We start from the raw sequence: 16,808 nt of genomic DNA, 5'->3' as shown, positions 1-16,808 counted from the left end.
CACCGGCCCCGCAGCGGAGAGCAGCAGTTCCCGTTCGTCGCCGGGCAGGTACACCGCCTGTGCGTCGCCGTCGGCGTCGGCGGCCATGGCCTCAAGGACGGCGCGGTACATGCCCACGAGCCGCTCGGCGTGGGCGCGGCTGAGCATGCGCGGGTCGGCGGTCAGGATGACGTGTCCGGCACGGGACGAGACCGTGAGCGGGAACTCGGTCGGGCTGTCGTCCAGGCCCGCCCGGTCGTCCACGAGGGTGGCGTCCATCTGCCGGAAGTCCTGGTAGTTGAACATGACGTCCAGCAGGCGCCGGCCGCCGGCCGCGTCCCGCTGGATCTCCGGCATGGGGAAACGCCGGTGCGGCCAGAGCTCGACCTCGCGGGCGAAGACCTGCTGGACCAGCTCGCGCCAGGTCCGCGCGCTGCGGTCCACGGCGAACGGCAGGGTGTTGAGGTACATGCCGAGCACCCGGTCGGCGCCGAGCACCTCGGGGCGCGCGTCGCAGACGACTCCGGTGAAAAGGGCTTCCTCACCGGTGAGCTGGCTCATCACCTTCAGGTGCGCCGCCAGCATCACGCTCTTCAGCGAGGCCTTCGCATGCGTCGCCAGCTTGCGCAGGTCGCGCTCCAGGTCCGCCCACGAAGTCCCGGCCTGGAACAGCTCGCGCGGTCCGTCCTGCTGCTCGCCCCAGCCGGTGGGCAGGGCGAACGGGGCGTACCGGTCGACGATCCCCTGCCAGTAGGCGCGGTCCTCGGTGGAGGCCAGGGACTCGATCTCGCCGGCCACGAAGTCGGCGAAGCGCACGCTCGGGGCGTCGTACGGCTCCGGCTCCAGCCCGTCCCGCAGCTGCCGGTACAGGGCCAGGATCTCCATGAGGAGGGAGTGGTGGCTCCAGCCCTCAAGGACGGGGTGGCATTCGGTGACCGATATCCACCAGCAGTCGCCGTCGGTGACGTGCGCGAAGAAGCGCATCAGGGACGGCGTACCGAGATCGAACAGCGTGGCGCGCTCGCGCACGGTGAAGTCGCGGAGCTCCTGCTCCACCGCCTCCGGGGCGAGCCCGCGCAGATCCTGTGTGCCGAGCGGAAGTTCGGCGGTGTCATGGACGAGTTGGAGGGGCACCGAGTAGGCGTTGAGCTCGATCGAGGTGCGCAGTGCCTCGTGCCGTTCGACCACCAGTCGGCCCGCGGCCTCCAGGGCCGCGAAGGAGAACGGCCGGTCGTCGAGGACGCGGAACGTGCTGACGTTGTGGTAGTTGTTCCGGCTGTCGTCGACCAGCATCTCGACGACCATCCCGAGCTGCACCTGCGACAACGGGTAGGCGTCGTCCACACCCTGTGGAAGCTTTGCCCGGTCCCGCGCACCGATCAACGCGAACGGCTCGACACCACGCTCCGCGTCCGACACCGCCGGACGCCCGGTGATCAACTCCGCCAGCCCCGCGACCGTACGCTGCTCGAAGACGTCCCGAACCGACACGTCGAGCCCCGCCGCACGCAACGCACCCACCAGAGCCACAGCCCGGATCGAGTCACCGCCCAGCTCGAAGAACCCGTCCTGGACACCGACCCGCTCGACCCCCAGCACCTCCTGCCAGACAACCGCGACCCGCTCCTCCGTCGGCGTACGCGGCGCGACGTACTCCGACTCCGAGAACGCCCCGTCACCCGGCACCGGCAGCGCACGGCGGTCCAGCTTGCCGTTGACCGTCAGCGGGATCCTCTCCAGCTCCACGAACACCGCCGGCACCATGTACTCCGGCAACACACGGGCGACGAACGCCCGCAGGTCGGCGGTGGACGGTGCCTCCCCGTCGGGAACCAGGTAGGCGACCAGCCGCTCGTCCCGGACGATCACCACGGCATCGCGAACGGCAGGGTGCTCCGACAGACGGGCGCTGATCTCACCCGGCTCGATGCGATAACCCCGCACCTTCACCTGGTCGTCGATACGCCCCAGGAACTCCAGACTCCCGTCCGCACGCCGACGCGCCAGGTCACCACTGCGGTACAGGCGGGCACCGGGCGGACCGAACGGGTCCGGCACGAACCGCTCAGCGGTCAGCTCCGGACGGTTCAGATACCCCCGGGCCACACCCGGACCACCCACGTGGATCTCACCCGGCACACCCACCGGCACCAACTCGCCGAACCGGCCCAGCAGGGAGACGGTGAGGTCGCTGAGGGGGTAGCCGACGCGGTTGGCCACCGACGGTCCGAAGTCCTCGTCGCCGACCCGGTAGTAGGTGGTGTGGACGGTGGTCTCGGTGATGCCGTACATGTTCACCAGCGCGGGACGCTCCAGGCCCAGCCGGTCCGTCCACGGACGCAGCTCGCCGACCTCCAGCTTCTCTCCCGCGAAGATCACCGCACGCAGAGCCAGCCGGTCGATCCGCGGATCGCCCTGGCCGGCCGCAGCCACCAACGAGCGGAAGGCCGTCGGTGTCTGCGACAGCACTGTGGCCCGCTGCTCCACCAGCAGGTCGAGGAAGTCGTCGGGCGAGCGCGTGACCTCACGCTCCACCACGACCAGCGTCCCGCCGTGGAACAGGGCACCCCACATCTCGAACACCGAGACGTCGAAGGCGTACGAGTGGAACATCGTCCACACGTCGTGCTCGTCGAAGTCGAGGTGCTCCCGCGCGGTCTCCAGCAGCCGCACCACCTGCGTGTGCGCCAGCGTGACGCCCTTCGGCCGGCCCGTCGAACCCGAGGTGTAGATGACGTACACGATGTTGTCCGGCGACACCGACACCTCCGGAGCGGACTCCGGGCGGGACGCGATCAGTTCGGCATCCCGGTCGAGGACGACGAGTTCGCCGTCGTGGACACCGTCCAGGACGGAGACCAGGTCACCGGCCGTGACGACGACCTCGGCGCCCGCGTCCGCCAGTACGAACCCGAAACGGTCCGCCGGGTTCGCCGGATCCAGGGGCAGATAGCCCGCACCCGCCTTCAGCACACCCAGCAACGCCGGCATCAGGTCCGGACCGCGCTCCAGGCACACACCCACCAGCGACTCCGGACCCACCCCCAACGCCCTCAGGTGATGGGCGAGTTGATTGGCCCGCGCGTCCAACTCGGCGTAGGTGAGCGACACATCACCGGCGATCACCGCCACCGCGTCCGGCGTCAGCGCCGCCCGCTCCTCGAACACCTCATGGACGCACCGCTCCACCGGAGCCGATGGCACGTGGCCGTCGAGGGCTCCGCCGACGATGGCGAGCTCGGCGGTGTCGAGCATCTCCAGCCGGGAGATCGGGGTGGACGGAGCGGCGACGGCACTCTGCAGGAGCTGGAGGAAGTGGCGGGCCGTGCGCTGCGCGGTCTCCGGGTCGAACAGGGCGCTCGCGTACTCGATACGGCCGTGGAACGAGCCGTCGATGGCCTCCTCGACCTGCAGGGTCAGGTCGCACTTGGCCACGGGAACGCCGCCGGAGAGCGGTTCGACGCGCAGACCCTTCAGGTCGACGGCGTCGAGCCGCGACTCGTGCATGGTGAACGCGAGTTGGTAGAGCGGAGTTCGTGACAGGTCGCGTTCCGGCTGGAGTTCGTCCACCAGCCGGCCGAACGGCACCTCCTGGTGGTCGAACGCGTCCAGTACGGTGCGGCGGGTGCCGTCCAGCAGCTCGGTGAAGGCGGGATCGGTGTTCTCGTCCCAACGGCCGCGCAGGACAAGGCTGTTGATGCCGTATCCGATGAGCGACTGCAGCTCGGGCTGGGCCCGTCCGGAGACGACCGTACCGATGGACAGGTCGCTCTGCCCGGTGCTGCGGGCTATCACCGCCTGGAAGGCGGCCATCATGACGGTGAACGGAGTCGTCCCGTGGACGGCGGCGAGTTGGCGCACCGACTTCGGCAGTCCCGCGGGGAAGTCGAAGAGCACCTCCGCCCCGGCGTGGTCCCGCGCGGCGGGGCGCGACCGGTCCGTCGGAAGCTCGGTGGGGGCGGCGTCCTCCAGCGTCCGGCGCCAGTGGGTGAGCTGCCGCTGCAGGGACTCGCCGGTGAGCTGGTCGCGCTGCCAGGCCGCGTAGTCGCCGTACTGCACCGGGAGGGGTGCGAGCGGGGACGGCCGGCCCTCGCTGAACGCGCCGTACAGGGCGCTGAGTTCGGTCAGGAGGATGCGGGTGGACCAGGCGTCGCAGGCAATGTGGTGGAAGACCAGGCACAGGACGTGGTCGTCGTCGGCGAGGCGCAGCAGGCCGGCCCTCAGCGGCCAGTCCGTTTCGAGGTCGAACGGGGTCGAGGTCTGCGCCGCGACCAGTTCGGTGAGCCGGCGCTCGCGCTCCGCGGAGGACTCGCCGGGCACCTGCTCCAGTGGCAGGACGGCGGCGGACTCGACGGGTGCGTCGACGATCTGGACCGGGTGTCCGTCGGGCGCCATCGCGTAGCGGGTGCGCAGGATCTCGTGCCGTGCGCTGATCTCGCCCAGGGAACGCTCCAGCGCCGGGGCGTCCAGGGCTCCCCGAAGGCGTACCACGAGGGGAACCAGGTACTCGGTGCTGTCCGGGTCGAGGCGCTGGAGGAACCACATCTGCTGCTGGCCGGAGGACAGCGGCAGCGGCGTGGTGCGGTCGGCCGTCGGGATCCCCGAGCGGCGGCCTCCCGACCGTCCGCCGGCCAGCCGTCGGCGCAGCAGTTCCTCACGGGCAGCTCCGGCGGCGGAAGGGACGGCGTTGGACTCGGGGCCCCCGTTGCTCATCAGTTCTGCTCCTTCGGCAGCATCGAGTCCGCCACGTCTCGGTCGGACATCATGTCGATTTCGGTTCTGATGCAGGTCTCGACCGAGTCGGCGAGCGCCGCGACGGTCGGACCCTCGAACAGGGCGCGGACCGGGAGGTCGATCTCGTACTCGGCGCGGAGTGCGGCGATCAGGCGGATGGCGAGGATGGAGTTGCCGCCGACCTGGAAGAAGCTGTCGTGCACGCCGAACCCGGACTCGCCGAGGACGTCCTGCCACAGTTCGGCGATCCGCTCCTCGACGGCGTTCCGGGGCGCGATCCGTTCGGGTCCTTCGGTGCCGGCGGTCGGGGCGGGCAGAGCGTCGCGGTCGACCTTCCCGTTGGCGTTCAGCGGGACGGCGTCCAGTTCGACGAAGACCGAGGGCACCATGTACTCCGGCAGCGACTGCGCGAGGTGCGCCGCCAGTTCCTCCGCCGGAGCCGTGCCCGCGCCGGCCGCGGGAACCACGTAACCGACCAGGCGCGGTTGGCCGTCGGCGTCCTCCGTGCGGGCCACGACCACCGCCTCGCGCACCAGCGGGCATGTCACCAGCGCCGCGCCCACCTCGGCGGGCTCCACCCGGTATCCGCGGATCTTCAGCTGGTCGTCGACGCGTCCCAGGAACTCCACGGCCCCGGCCGCGTTCCAGCGCACCACGTCGCCGGTGCGGTACAGCCTGGCGCCCGCGGGTCCGAACGGGTCGGGCACGAAGTGCTCCGCCGTCAGCTCCGGCCGGCCCAGGTACCCGTGGGCCACACCGGCTCCGCCGACGTACAGCTCGCCGAGCGCGCCCACCGGCACCGGCCGCATCCGCTCGTCCAGCACGTGCACACGCATCCCGGGCAGCGGGCGCCCGATCGGCACCACGCCTGCCGCGTCGGCCGGCACGGAGTGGACCGTGGTGCCGACGGACGCCTCGGTCGGCCCGTACTCGTTGATCAGCCGGCCCTCGCCCAGCCAGCCGGCCCAACGGGCTCCGAGGGCGCCCGGCAGTGCCTCGCCGGCCACGACCACGACACCCGCCAGAGCGGCGGCCTGCTCGGGCGTGACCTGGTGCGACAGCACCTCCAGGTGACCGGGGGTCAGCTTCAGGAAGCTGAAGGGCCCCTGCTCCACCAGCCAGCCGCCCAGCTCGTCCAGCCCCGCGCCGGACGGGAAGAGAGCCACGCGCTGACCGGCGCACAGCGGCGCCCACAGGTTGGGTACGACCAGGTCGAAGGCGATGGACGAGAACACGGCCCCGCCGCCGTCACCGCACGACGCGAGCTCCCGCACGGCCCAGCCCACGTGGTTGGCCAGGCCGCGATGCGGGACCAGCACGCCCTTGGGGCGGCCCGTGGAGCCGGAGGTGAACACCACGTACGCCGGCCCGTCCACGTCGACGGTGCCGTCCGGCCGCGTCGCGGACTGTGCCATGACGGCCGCCGCGTCGGTCTCCAGGTCGACGACCGTGCCGTCGTACCCGGCCACCGGCCGGCCCCGGGTGATCAGCACCCGGGCCCCGGCGTCGTCCAGCATCCCGGCGACGCGCCGCTCGGGCAGTACGGGATCCAGCGGCACGTAGCCGGCCCCGGCCTTCCACACGGCCAGCAGCGCCGTCATCAGCTCGACGTCCCGTTCCAGCAGCACGCCGACCGGCGACTTCGCGTCCACTCCCGACGAGCGCAGGTGCCGGGCCAGCCGGTTGGCGCGCGCGTCGAGTTCCGCGTAGGTCAGCGACGTGTCGCCGCAGACCACGGCCACCGCGTCCGGCACGCGGGCGGCCTGCTCCTCGAACATCTCCACGACCGGCCGCTCCACCACCGGTCCCACACCCGCCGACCACTCCGCGAGCAGTGCGCTCTCGTGCGCCGGGAGGACGGGCAGATCGGCGAGCCGGGTGTCGGGGCCGGCCGCCACCGCCCGCAGCAGGTGCGGGAACCGGTCGGCCAGCCGCTCCATCGTCCGGTGCTCGAACAACGCGGTCGCGTACTCGAAGGCGCCGTCCATGCTGCCGTCGGCGGCCCGGCGCATCAGCACGGTGAGATCGGTGTGGGCCAGCCGCCAGGCGTCCACGACGGTGTCGGTGTCCTCCAGGCCGGTGGCACGGCCGGTGAACTCCTGGTCGTGCAGGTCGAAGGCGACCTGGTACAGCGGCGTCCGGGACAGGTCGCGCTCGGGCGCCAGATCCTCGACGAGGAGGTCGAACGGCAGGTCCTGGTGGGCGAAGGCGTCCCGGCAGGTGTCGCGGACGCGGTCCAGGGCCTCGACGAAGGTGAGGTCGGGGTCGAGCCCGCAGCGCAGCACCACGTTGTTGAGGAAGAAGCCGACCACGTCCTCCAGTTCGGGGCGGTCGCGTCCCGCGACGGGTGTGCCGACCGGCAGGTCCCACTGGGCGGTGTGCCGGGCCAGCAGCGTGGCGTAGGCGGTCAGCAGCGTCATGAACGGTGTCGCGCCACGGCTTCGCCCAAGCTCCGTGAGTGCCGTCACGACCGGGGCCGGGACGGTGAAGGCGGCCACCGAACCACGACCGTCACGGGCCGCGGGCCGGGCCCGGTCGGTGGGCAGGGACACCGGTGTGGAGCCGTCCAGGGCGGCGCGCCAGTGGGCCAGTTCACGCTCGTTGGTGTCGTCCGTCAGTCGGGCGCGCTGCCAGTCGGCGTAGTCGGCGTACTGCACGCCGAGGGGCGGCAGGAGCGCGTCCCGGCCGGCGACGGCGGCGGTGATCAGTTCGTGGAAGTCCCGCTGGAGGACCCGCGTGGACCAGCCGTCGCTGCAGATGTGGTGCACGGCGAGCAGCAGGACACGCTGCCCGTCGTCGAGGGTACGCACGAGTGTGGCGCGCAGCAGCGGTCCGCGTTCCAGGTCGAACCCGTGGCCGAGGGCGGTGCCGAGCAGGTCCGCGAGCCCCTCCCGGGCGGTCTCCGTCTCGCGGAGCGCCACGGGTGCGGGGGCGTCGACGAGCTGGCGGGGCTCGCCGTCCTCGGTGACGTACCGGGTACGCAGCGACTCGTGCCGCGCGACCAGGGCGTCCAGTGCCGTGCGTACCGCGTCGCCGTCCGCTTCCGGCGGGACCGGCAGGAAGACGCCGGCCACCCACTCGGCGCTGTTCGGGTTCATCCGGTCCAGTGCCCACAGGCGGCGCTGGCCCGAGGAGACCGGCAGCGTTCCGCCGCGCGGGACGGGCGGGATGGTGTCGGGGGCCGCCCGGTCCTCGGCGGGGGCCTGTGCCTCGGGGGCGGCCTCGGGGGCGATCAGCAGTGCCTGGGCCTCGACGGTGGTGGCCGTGAGCAGGCCGCGCAGCGGGACGTCCCGTTTGGCCGCCGTCCGCAGCTGGTTGGCCAGCCGGGTGAGCTGGAGGGAGGAGCCGCCGAGCTGGAAGAAGTCGTCCTGGGCGCCGACGCCCTCGGTCTTCAGCAGCTGCTCCCACACTCCCGCGACGAGCTTCTCGGCGTCGGTGCGCGGAGCGGTACGGGCCGGCCCCGTGTCCAGGCCCCGGGCGGCGAGCGCGGCCCGGTCGACCTTGCCGTGGGCGGTGAGCGGAAACTCGCCGGCGTCCGTGAAAGCGGCCGGTACGTGGCTCTCGGGCAGCCGGTCGCGCAGGAAGTCCCGCACCTCGCCGAGGGCTTCGGGGCTGTCCAGCAGCAGGTGGGCGGCGAGCCGGGCGGCTCCGTCGTCGGTCTTCACGGGGACGACGACGGCGCCCCGGACGCCGGGGTGGGCGACGAGCGCCGCCTCGATCTCGCCGGGTTCGATGCGGACGCCGTTCACCTTGGTCTGGTCGTCGAACCGGCCGAGGTACTCCAGATAGCCGTTCTGGTTCCAGCGGACCCGGTCGCCGGTCCGGTAGAGCCGGGCACCGCCGGTCCTGCCGTACGGGTCGGGCACGAACCGGTCGGCGGTCTGGTCCGGTCGGCCCAGGTAGCCCCGGGCCAAGCCGACACCGCCGACGTGGAGCTCGCCGGGCGCGCCGATGGCTGCGGGGGCGCCGGACGGGTCGAGCACCAGGACGCGCATGCCGGGGATGGGGCGGCCGATGGGCACCGGGCCGGTCTTCGTCGCCGGGTCGAAGCGGTGCGCCGTGACGTCGACCGCGCACTCGGTGGGGCCGTACGTGTTCCAGATCGTCAGGCCGGGGCGGCGGGCCAGGATGCGCTGGGCCAGCTCGGCGTGCAGGGGCTCACCGGCAGAGAACAGCAGTCGCAGCGCGGTGCAGTCCGCCCAGCCGGGCTCCTCGGCGAGCGCCTGGAGGACCGAGGGGACGACCTGGAGGACGCTCACCTCGTGCTCGGCCACCGCCCGCAGCAGGGCGGCGGGGTCGCGTTCGGCGCCGGCCGGGGCGAGCACCACCGTGCCGCCGCTGACGAGCGGGGCGAAGATCTCCCAGCAGGAGGCGTCGAAGGTGACGGCCGTCTTCTGCAGCACCCGGTCGCGGGCACCGAGCCCGTGGGTGTCGACCGCCCAGCGGACCCGGTTGGCGATGCCCTCGTGGGTGACGACGACGCCCTTGGGCCGTCCCGTCGAGCCGGAGGTGTAGATCACGTACGCGGCCTGGGCCGGGTGCACCTCGACGGCCGGCGCCCGGTCCTGGGGCCTGTCCGCCAACTGCCGGGCGGTGTCGGCCGAGCCGAGGACCAGGGGGCGGACGTCCGCGCGTTCCACGGTGGGCGCCGTCGCCTCGTCGGTCAGGACGAGACCGACTCCCAGGTCCTCCAGCAGCCACAGCAGCCGGGCGCCCGGCTGGGCCGGATCCAGCGGTGCGTACGCCGCGCCCGCCTTCCACACGCCCAGGACGGCGGTCACCAGGTCGAGGCCGCGGCCCAGGCAGATGCCGACCCGGGAGTCCGCGACGACCCCCTGGTCGCGCAGGAGGTGGGCCAGCCGGTTGGCCCGCGCTTCCAGTTCCGCGTAGGTGAGGGTCTGTGCCCCCTCGGTGACGGCGACCGCGTCCGGCGTCCGAGCCGCCTGGTTCGCGACGAGTTCGTGGACGGTGATGGCCTCGTCGAGCGAGCCGTTCCGTGCCGACTCGGACTTCATGGGTACTCCTGCGTGGTCAGCGGTGGATGGGGTGGGCGCGGCCGCGCACGACTCGCCGACGGACAGCCGACGGCGGTGGGGAGGCGGGTGTCAGGCGCTCGCCTGCTCCATGCGCCGGCGCAGGCTCAGCGGGCGCATGTCCGTCCAGACCTCGCCGATGCGGGCGAAGCACTCCTCGCGGGTGCCCGTGGTGCCTTCCGCACGCCAGCCGGCCGGGACGTCACGGTCGGCCGCCCAGATCGAGTACTGCTCTTCGTCGTTCAGGACCACGTGGTAGATGCGGTCGTCGGCACGCTCGTCGGCCATGACAGGACTCCTCGTCGGGGTGGTGTGTCGGTGCTGCCGGCCGTGACGCGGCAGCGGCTCCGTGGCCTGCGTCCATATCCGTCAGGCTGCGGGCATCGTGCTGTCCATCCTTCCGAGGGCTCCCATACTCCGGCTCTATCGGAGCTATCCGGGGTATTGGGGCACAGGGCGCCGGGCGGGCGGCAACGCCGCGGCCCGGCCGCCCCGCAGGTGGGGGCGACCGGGCCGCGTGGTGCCGGAGGACGGGGGTGCCGGACCCGTTCGACGACGGGGTGTCAGACCCGTTCGACGTCCTTGTCCCGGTCCTCCTCCGTCTCCGTCCTGCTGTCCTCCGCGGCCTCCTCGTGGGGGGCGGCGGGCGGTTCGGGGCTCCTCTCGGCAGCCACCGCGGGGATCCAGGCGAGCGCCCGGGGCAGCGTCCAGCTGCGGTCCCCGAGCAGGGCCAGCGCCGCCGGAAGCAGCACACCACGCACCAGCGTGGCGTCCACCAGGATGGCCACCGCCATGCCGAGGCCGAGCATCTTGTAGTCGAGCATGGACAGCGAGGCGAAGATCGAGAACACGGCGATCATGACCACGGCCGCGCTGGTGACCACGCCCGCGCTGCCGCCGATGCCCCGGGTCACGGCCGTACGCGTGTCGGCGCCCTCCATGCGCAGTTCCCTGATCCTGCTGATGATGAAGACGTGGTAGTCCATCGACAGTCCGAAGAGGATCACGAACATGAACAGCGGGAGCCAGCTGATGATCCCGCCGTACGACTCGAAGCCCAGCAGACCGCTGAGGTGGCCGTCCTGGAAGACCAGGGTGACGACTCCGTACGCGGCACCGATGGACAGCACGTTCAGCGCTATGGACACCAGCGGGATCGCCAGCGACCGGAACGCGGAGACGAGCAGCAGGAAGGCGAAGACCAGGACGAACGCGAAGACGACCGGTGTACGGCTGTCCAGCGCGGCCGCCATGTCGGCCGGCCCCGCCGTCTGTCCGGTGACGGCGTAGCGCAGTCCGTCGACCTCGCCGAGGCTGCGCGGCAGTGCCGTGTCACGCAGTAGCTTCAGCGCCTTCTGGGACTCGGCGTCGTTGCCACTGCCCGCCAGCGGGACGGTGACGACCACGGTCCCGCCGTCGCCGATCTTCGCGGTCCGCACGGGTTCGGCCAGCGCTCCACCGCTCTTGGCGACCTGCTCCCGCAGGGCGGTGACCGCCTCGTCGAAGGCGCCGGTGTCCAGGGCCGATCCGGTGACGACGACCTGCGCGGGCGCCGGCTTTCCGGGGAACGCCTCCTGGATGGCGACCAGGTGGGAGATCTCCGGCACGCTGTCCGGGAACCGCTCCTGCAGTCCGGGGTCGGCCAGCCGCATGCCGGCGGCGGGCAGCGCGGCCAGCAGGAGGGCGGCGACCGCCGCCCCGCCCCAGAGCAACGGCCGCCGTACGACCTGTGCGACGACGGCCGTCCAGACCCGGGAACTGCTGGCCTCGGCGCGGCGCCGGCCGATCCAGGGGAGGCGCAGGCCGTCCACCTTGGAGCCGAGCATGGACAGGACGGCGGGCAGCGCGGTCAGCGAGCCCACGACGGCGAGCAGCACCACGGCGATGGTGCCGACGGCCATGCCGGTGAAGGTGTCGATGCCGGTGAGGAACAGCCCCGCCATGGAGACGGCGACGGTCAGCCCGGAGACGACGACGGCCCGGCCGGACGTGGCCGCGGTGATCCGCAGGGCCTGTTCGGTGTCGCGGCCCGCCAGTCGCTCCTCACGCTCCCTGCGCAGGTAGAACAGGGTGTAGTCGACGCCGACGGCCATGCCCACGAGGAGCACCACCGATGACGCGGTGTCGTCCACCGGGAGCCAGTTGGCGGCCAGGGTCAGCAGCCCCATGGCGGCGACGACCGCGGTCACGGCGAGCAGCAGCGGAATGCCCGCCGCGATCAGCGCGCCGAAGACCACGAGGAGAATGACCAACGTCAGGGGGATGGAGGTCAGTTCGGCGGTGGCGAAGTCCTCGCTGGTGGCTTCCTCCACGGCGAAGTCGACGCTGGCGTCACCGGCCTGAACGATCGTCAGTCCCTTGTGTTCCTTCGCCAGTTGGGCCATCCGCTGCTGGGTCTGCTCCACCACCTCGGCCGCGTTGTCCCAGCCGTGGCCGGACCCGGCCAGCGAGAAGGTGACGAGCACGGAACGGCCGTCGGCGGAGACCAGGCCCCCGGGTTCGGCGGTCGTCGGCACGACGACGTCCGACACCTTGCCGGTCAGGCCGTTCAGCGTCGCGCCGACGTCCTGAACCGCCTTCTGCAGTGCGGTGTCGGTGCGGAAGCCGGGGGAGTCGGCGCCGGCCTGGACGAGGACGTTCTCGCTGGGCGGCCGGGTGTCGTCGCCCGCGTCCTCGATCATGACCTGGGCCCGGCCCGACTCTCCCGGGTCGTGGTTCTGCGGCCCCTTGCCGCCTACGGCCGCGCCCACCGCGAAGGTGAGCACGACGAAGATCAACCAGCCGAACAGCGCGGTCTTGCGGCGGCGTGCCGACCAGGCCGCCACTCTTTCGATCAGGGGCTCGGGTTGTCCGCGTCCCGGAGGCAGCGGGGTCGTGGGGGCAGCCGGCTCACCGTTGGAGGGCATGTGCGGCTCTCCCTTCTCGTTCGTTTCCTTCAAGTACCGCGCGGGTGAGCGCGACACGCCTGAGGGTCCGCCGGCACGGAGAGCCGGCGGACCGTGGTGGGGCGCAGAGGTCAGCTGTCGCTGTCCTTCTGCTGCTTCCACAGGTGGGAGATCTCACCGAAGGACGAACTGACCCATTGGTCGGAGTAGATGGTGTCCAGGTATCTGTCGCCCCCGTCCGGAAAGATCAGGACGCAGTTGGAACCGGGAGTGATGTGGTCGCTGAACTTCTTGAGCGCCGCCACGGTCGCGCCGGAGGAGCCTCCGGCGAGCACCGCCTCGGTCAGGACGAGCCGACGGCAGGCCACGACGCAGTCGATGTCGGACACGTGGACCACGTGGTCGGCGGCGTCCGGGTCCAGGAGCGCCGGTGGCACGGACGCTCCGTGTCCCGGGATGAGCCGGGGCGCCCCCTGCTGTCCGAAGATCCTGCTGCCCACCGCGTCGACCGCCACGACGGTGGTGTCCAGCCCCTGTTCGCGCAGGTACTCCGAACATCCGCGCAGGGTGCCGAAGGTGCTGACCGCGGCGAACAGGTAGTCCACCTTCCCGTCCAGCGTTTCGACGATCTCCCTCATGGTGTCCCGGTGGGCCTGCGGGTTGAGCGGGTTGGAGTACTGGTTGGGCCAGTAGGCGCCCGGCACGGTCGCCACCAGTTCCCGCACCCTCTCCAGACGTGCCGCCAGGTACTCACCCGTGTTCGGGTCCGGCGTCACGACCACTTCGGGCTTGGCTCCGTACGCGTGCAGGAGCGCCAGGTTCTGCTGAGTGGTCTTGGCGTCGACGACGCAGATGAAGTCGAGTCCGTAGTAGCGGCATATCTGGGCGATGCCGACGGCCAGGTTGCCGGAGCTCGACTCGATCACGACCGAACGCCCCGGGACGAGTTGGCCGTCCTGGATCCTGCGGAGCAACATGCCCAGGGCGGACCGGTCCTTGACACTTCCTCCCGGGTTGAACCTCTCAATCTTGGCGAAGACCCTGGAGTTCAGTCCAGGGAAGACCTTTCCCAGCTCCACCAAGGGGGTTTCCCCAATGGCCGCCAGAATTCCGTTGAGCACGGGCCGGCCCATATCGGCTGCCCTCCGCTGCTGAATCGTTTTGTTCCGGGGCCCGTCGGAATCTGCCGCGGGCCACCGGCTGACCGCGACCAGCGTGCGGGGCGCCTCTATGCCGCACCTATCGCGCTTCCATGGCGAGGGCTTCGACGGGGGCCGCACGGGGGCCCGAACACCACGATCGTCCATGTCTCCCGCCCCCGTCGGTCCGCGCACACCTCGGCGGACCGTGCCTGAGGGTGGGTGTCCTCGCGTCCGGACAGCGGGCGCGGCGGCCCGGGCCGTCGGCCGGGGCACCGCATCACCATGGCACACCGCGCATGGCCGAAAGGGCTCGCCGGGGGCGCCCGGGGCGGCAACATGCTGCCACCGCAGCCTCCTGCCATCGAGGTCGCCTGACAGCCCTTCACGGGGTAAGCAGACTTGTCGCGCGGGACCTTCGGGCCCTCCGTGCGCCATGTCACTCAAGGCAAAGGAAACACCACCGTGAAAACCAAGGCTCCCGCCGCAGCCGCCCTGACGCTCGTGGCGCTCCTCTCCGGTTGCATGACGGACGACGAGACCTCCGAGAGCGGCTCCTACACGGTGAAGGAGGCCGTCTCGGCACTGAACGTGAAGAGCAACGGTGGTCTCATCGAGGTGGTCGCGAGCGACCGCACGACCGTTGAAGTGACGGAGAAGTTCCGTTACTCGGGTGACAAGCCCAAGACCAAGCACGCGGTGAGCGGTTCCACTCTCTCCCTGGACACCGCCGGCTGCTCGTCCGACTCGTCGCCCTGCGAGGTGTCGTACCGGCTGGAGGTGCCCCGGACGCTGTCCGTGACCCTCGCCTCCGAGGGCGGCGACGTCAAGGTCAGCGGCCTGGCCGGGAAGCTCACCGCCGCCACCGACGGGGGTGGCGCGGACGCCGCGTTCTCGTCCGCGCCGGACAGCGTCGACGTGCGCACCGGCGGCGGCGACATCGACGTGCGGCTGCCCGGCGGCTCCTACGCCGTCGACGCGGACGGCGAGGGCGGGACGGAGAAGGTGACCGTCAAGAAGGATCCCGCCTCGTCGCACAAGGTGACCGCCAAGTCCGGCGGCGGGGACCTCTCCATCACCTCCTGAGACCGTCCCTCCGCCGGCGGCCCGGCTTCCGGCGGAGATCCCGCCGCCTCCCCTCACCCGGGAACGCGCGGGTTCAGGCCACTTCTCCGCGCCCGCTGACCAGCCGCGGATGCGGTCGGCCGGTCCGGTCGAGCGCCGCGTGCTGTTCGTGGCCCGGCTCGCACCGCGCCGCCTGTTCCAGGCCGAAGGCCCGGACCAGCCGGTGCATGCGGAAGCCGCGGTTGTCGCCGTCGACGGGCTGCAACAGGTGGTCGTCGACCAGGAGTTCCACCAGGTCCTGCGCCGCCTCCAGAGGCAGGTCGAGCAGCAGCGACGCCGTACGCGCGCTGAACGCGGGGACGTCGGGCCGGGCCAGCACGAGCAGCGCGCGCCGGGCGGGCTCGGTCAGCCGGCGGTAACTGGCCTCCATGGCGTCGCGCACCCGCAGGTCGGCCAGGCACAACTCGTCCAGGCCGCGCCGCGGGTCGTTCAGCCGGTCGGCCAGTCCGCGCGGGGTCCAGTGCGGCCGGGCGGCCAGCCGCGATCCGGCGATCCGCACCGCCAGCGGAAGCCCCCCGCAGGCCTCCGCGAGTTCCTCGGCCGACTGCGGATCGGCGCCGATCCGCTCCTCGCCGACCGTGCTGCGCAACAGCGCGGTCGCCTCGGACCGGGTGAAGGTGCCGAGGCGGATGGGGCGTACCCCTTCCAGGGCGGTCAACTGGGTCCGGCCGGTGACCAGGACACCGCAGCCGGGAGCGGCCGGCACCAGGGGCCGTAGCTGCCAGGCGCCCGCCGCGTCGTCCAGCACGATCAGGCAGCGCCGGTCGGCGAGCGTGCTGCGGTACAGCCGGGTGCGTTCGGCGAGGCCGGCCGGGATGTCCCGGCTGTCGACGCCCATCGCCCGCAGCAGGTCGGCGAGCGCGTCGACGGGCTCCAACGGGGTCGTCGAGGTGCCGCGCAGGTCGACCCAGAGCTGTCCGTCGGAGTAGTCGTCGACCAGCTGGTGCGCGACGTGCAGCGCGAGCGAGGTCTTTCCCACGCCCGGCATGCCGACGACCACGCCCACGGCCGGGGTCCCGGCACGCTGGCGGCCGGCGAGCTGGGTCCGCAACCGTATGACCTCCTGCTCCCGTCCGGTGAAGTCGGGGAGCGCGGGCGGCAGTTCGGCGGGGGCCGTGCGCGCGGGCCGGGCCTCCTCGCTTCGGGGAGCCGCCGTGGGCGTGGCCAGCACGGGAGCGGCGACGAGGATCGACTGATACAGCCGCTGCAGCGACGGGGTGGGGTCGATGCCCAGTTCGTCGGTCAGGGTCCGGCGGCACTCCTGGTACACGGTGAGCGCGTCCGCCTGCCGACCGCACCGGTACAGGGCGGTCATGAGCTGGCCGCACAACTGCTCGCGGAGGGGGTAGGAGGCGGTCAGGCCGATCAGCTCGGAGACGAGTTCGGCATGCCGCCCAAGAGCGAAGTCGGCCTCGATACGCCGCTCCAGGACGGTGAGGCGCATCTCCTCCAGCCGCCCCCGTTCGGCCTCGGCAAGGAACTCGGTCACCCCGCCCAGCACCGGTCCGCGCCAGACCGCCAGGGCCCGGTGCAGCAGGTGCGCGGCACTGTCGGCGTCGCCCGCGGCCTGGGCGTCACGGCCGCGCGCGGCGAAGTGCTCGAACTCGGCCACGTCCGTGTCCCAGGTGCCCGCCTCCCGCGTACCGTCCGGCACACGCAGGAGGTAGCCGGGCCGCTGTCGGACCACCTCCGCATGGTCGAGGAGGAGTTGGCGCAGCCGCGACATGTACGTCTGTATCTGCGCGGCCGACGTCGCGGGAGGGTCTTCGCCCCACAGCAGGGCGGACAGCCGTGAGTCGGGGACGACCCTGCCCCGTGCGAGGACCAGCGCGGCGAGGGCGGTTCTCAGCTTGGAACCGCTGAGGGCGACCTTGTGGTGGGGGGTCATCCACGCTTCGACCGAACCAAGAACC

7 protein-coding genes are annotated in these 16,808 nt (G+C 72.0%); 1 reads left to right on the top strand and 6 read right to left on the bottom strand.

All coding sequences use genetic code 11. The features are described 5' to 3' along the window. The 5 genes from AOK17_RS07080 to sbnA all read right to left on the bottom strand — a co-directional run. Positions 1–4,692: non-ribosomal peptide synthetase (locus tag AOK17_RS07080; RefSeq protein ID WP_157881278.1), on the bottom strand; the 4,692-nt coding region annotated here is incomplete at its 3' end. Next, the gene (locus AOK17_RS07075; protein WP_055611462.1) at positions 4,692–9,728 is read right to left on the bottom strand and encodes a non-ribosomal peptide synthetase; all 5,037 of its coding nucleotides are present in this window, start codon (positions 9,726–9,728) and stop codon (positions 4,692–4,694) included. The genes AOK17_RS07080 and AOK17_RS07075, both read right to left, overlap by 1 nt. A 90-nt stretch (positions 9,729–9,818) precedes the next feature. Continuing rightward, positions 9,819–10,034, bottom strand: coding sequence for an MbtH family protein (locus AOK17_RS07070; protein WP_055611461.1), 216 nt, complete (start codon positions 10,032–10,034; stop codon positions 9,819–9,821). A gap of 275 nt (positions 10,035–10,309) precedes the next feature. Further along, positions 10,310–12,652, bottom strand: coding sequence for an MMPL family transporter (locus AOK17_RS07065; RefSeq protein ID WP_063997176.1), 2,343 nt, complete (start codon positions 12,650–12,652; stop codon positions 10,310–10,312). Positions 12,653–12,762: 110 nt separating this feature from the next. Continuing rightward, positions 12,763–13,764, bottom strand: a complete 1,002-nt coding sequence (gene sbnA / locus AOK17_RS07060; protein ID WP_055611460.1) for a 2,3-diaminopropionate biosynthesis protein SbnA — start codon at positions 13,762–13,764, stop codon at positions 12,763–12,765. A gap of 471 nt (positions 13,765–14,235) precedes the next feature. Between sbnA and AOK17_RS07055 the strand changes: the two genes are divergently transcribed. After that, positions 14,236–14,856 carry a DUF4097 family beta strand repeat-containing protein gene (locus AOK17_RS07055; protein ID WP_055611459.1) on the top strand — a complete coding sequence of 207 codons (621 nt, stop codon included), beginning with the start codon at positions 14,236–14,238 and terminating at the stop codon, positions 14,854–14,856. Between the two features lie 73 nt (positions 14,857–14,929). Here the strand turns inward: AOK17_RS07055 and AOK17_RS07050 are convergent, their stop codons facing one another. Beyond that, positions 14,930–16,783, bottom strand: coding sequence for an AfsR/SARP family transcriptional regulator (locus AOK17_RS07050; RefSeq protein WP_055611458.1), 1,854 nt, complete (start codon positions 16,781–16,783; stop codon positions 14,930–14,932). Positions 16,784–16,808: the final 25 nt, after the last annotated feature.

This window comes from Streptomyces phaeochromogenes (genome assembly GCF_001418655.1).
In the GTDB taxonomy this organism is placed as follows: Bacteria; Actinomycetota; Actinomycetes; order Streptomycetales; family Streptomycetaceae; genus Streptomyces; species Streptomyces phaeochromogenes.
This window is presented reverse-complemented; position numbering and strand designations above follow the sequence as displayed.

Excerpts from the sequence above, each read along its gene's own strand:
- AOK17_RS07075 (WP_055611462.1), bottom strand. The coding sequence starts at position 9,728 with ATGAAGTCCGAGTCGGCACGGAACGGCTCGCTCGACGAGGCCATCACC.
- AOK17_RS07065 (WP_063997176.1), bottom strand. The coding sequence starts at position 12,652 with ATGCCCTCCAACGGTGAGCCGGCTGCCCCCACGACCCCGCTGCCTCCG.
- sbnA (WP_055611460.1), bottom strand. The coding sequence starts at position 13,764 with ATGGGCCGGCCCGTGCTCAACGGAATTCTGGCGGCCATTGGGGAAACC.
- AOK17_RS07050 (WP_055611458.1), bottom strand. The coding sequence starts at position 16,783 with ATGACCCCCCACCACAAGGTCGCCCTCAGCGGTTCCAAGCTGAGAACC.
- AOK17_RS07070 (WP_055611461.1), bottom strand. The coding sequence starts at position 10,034 with ATGGCCGACGAGCGTGCCGACGACCGCATCTACCACGTGGTCCTGAAC.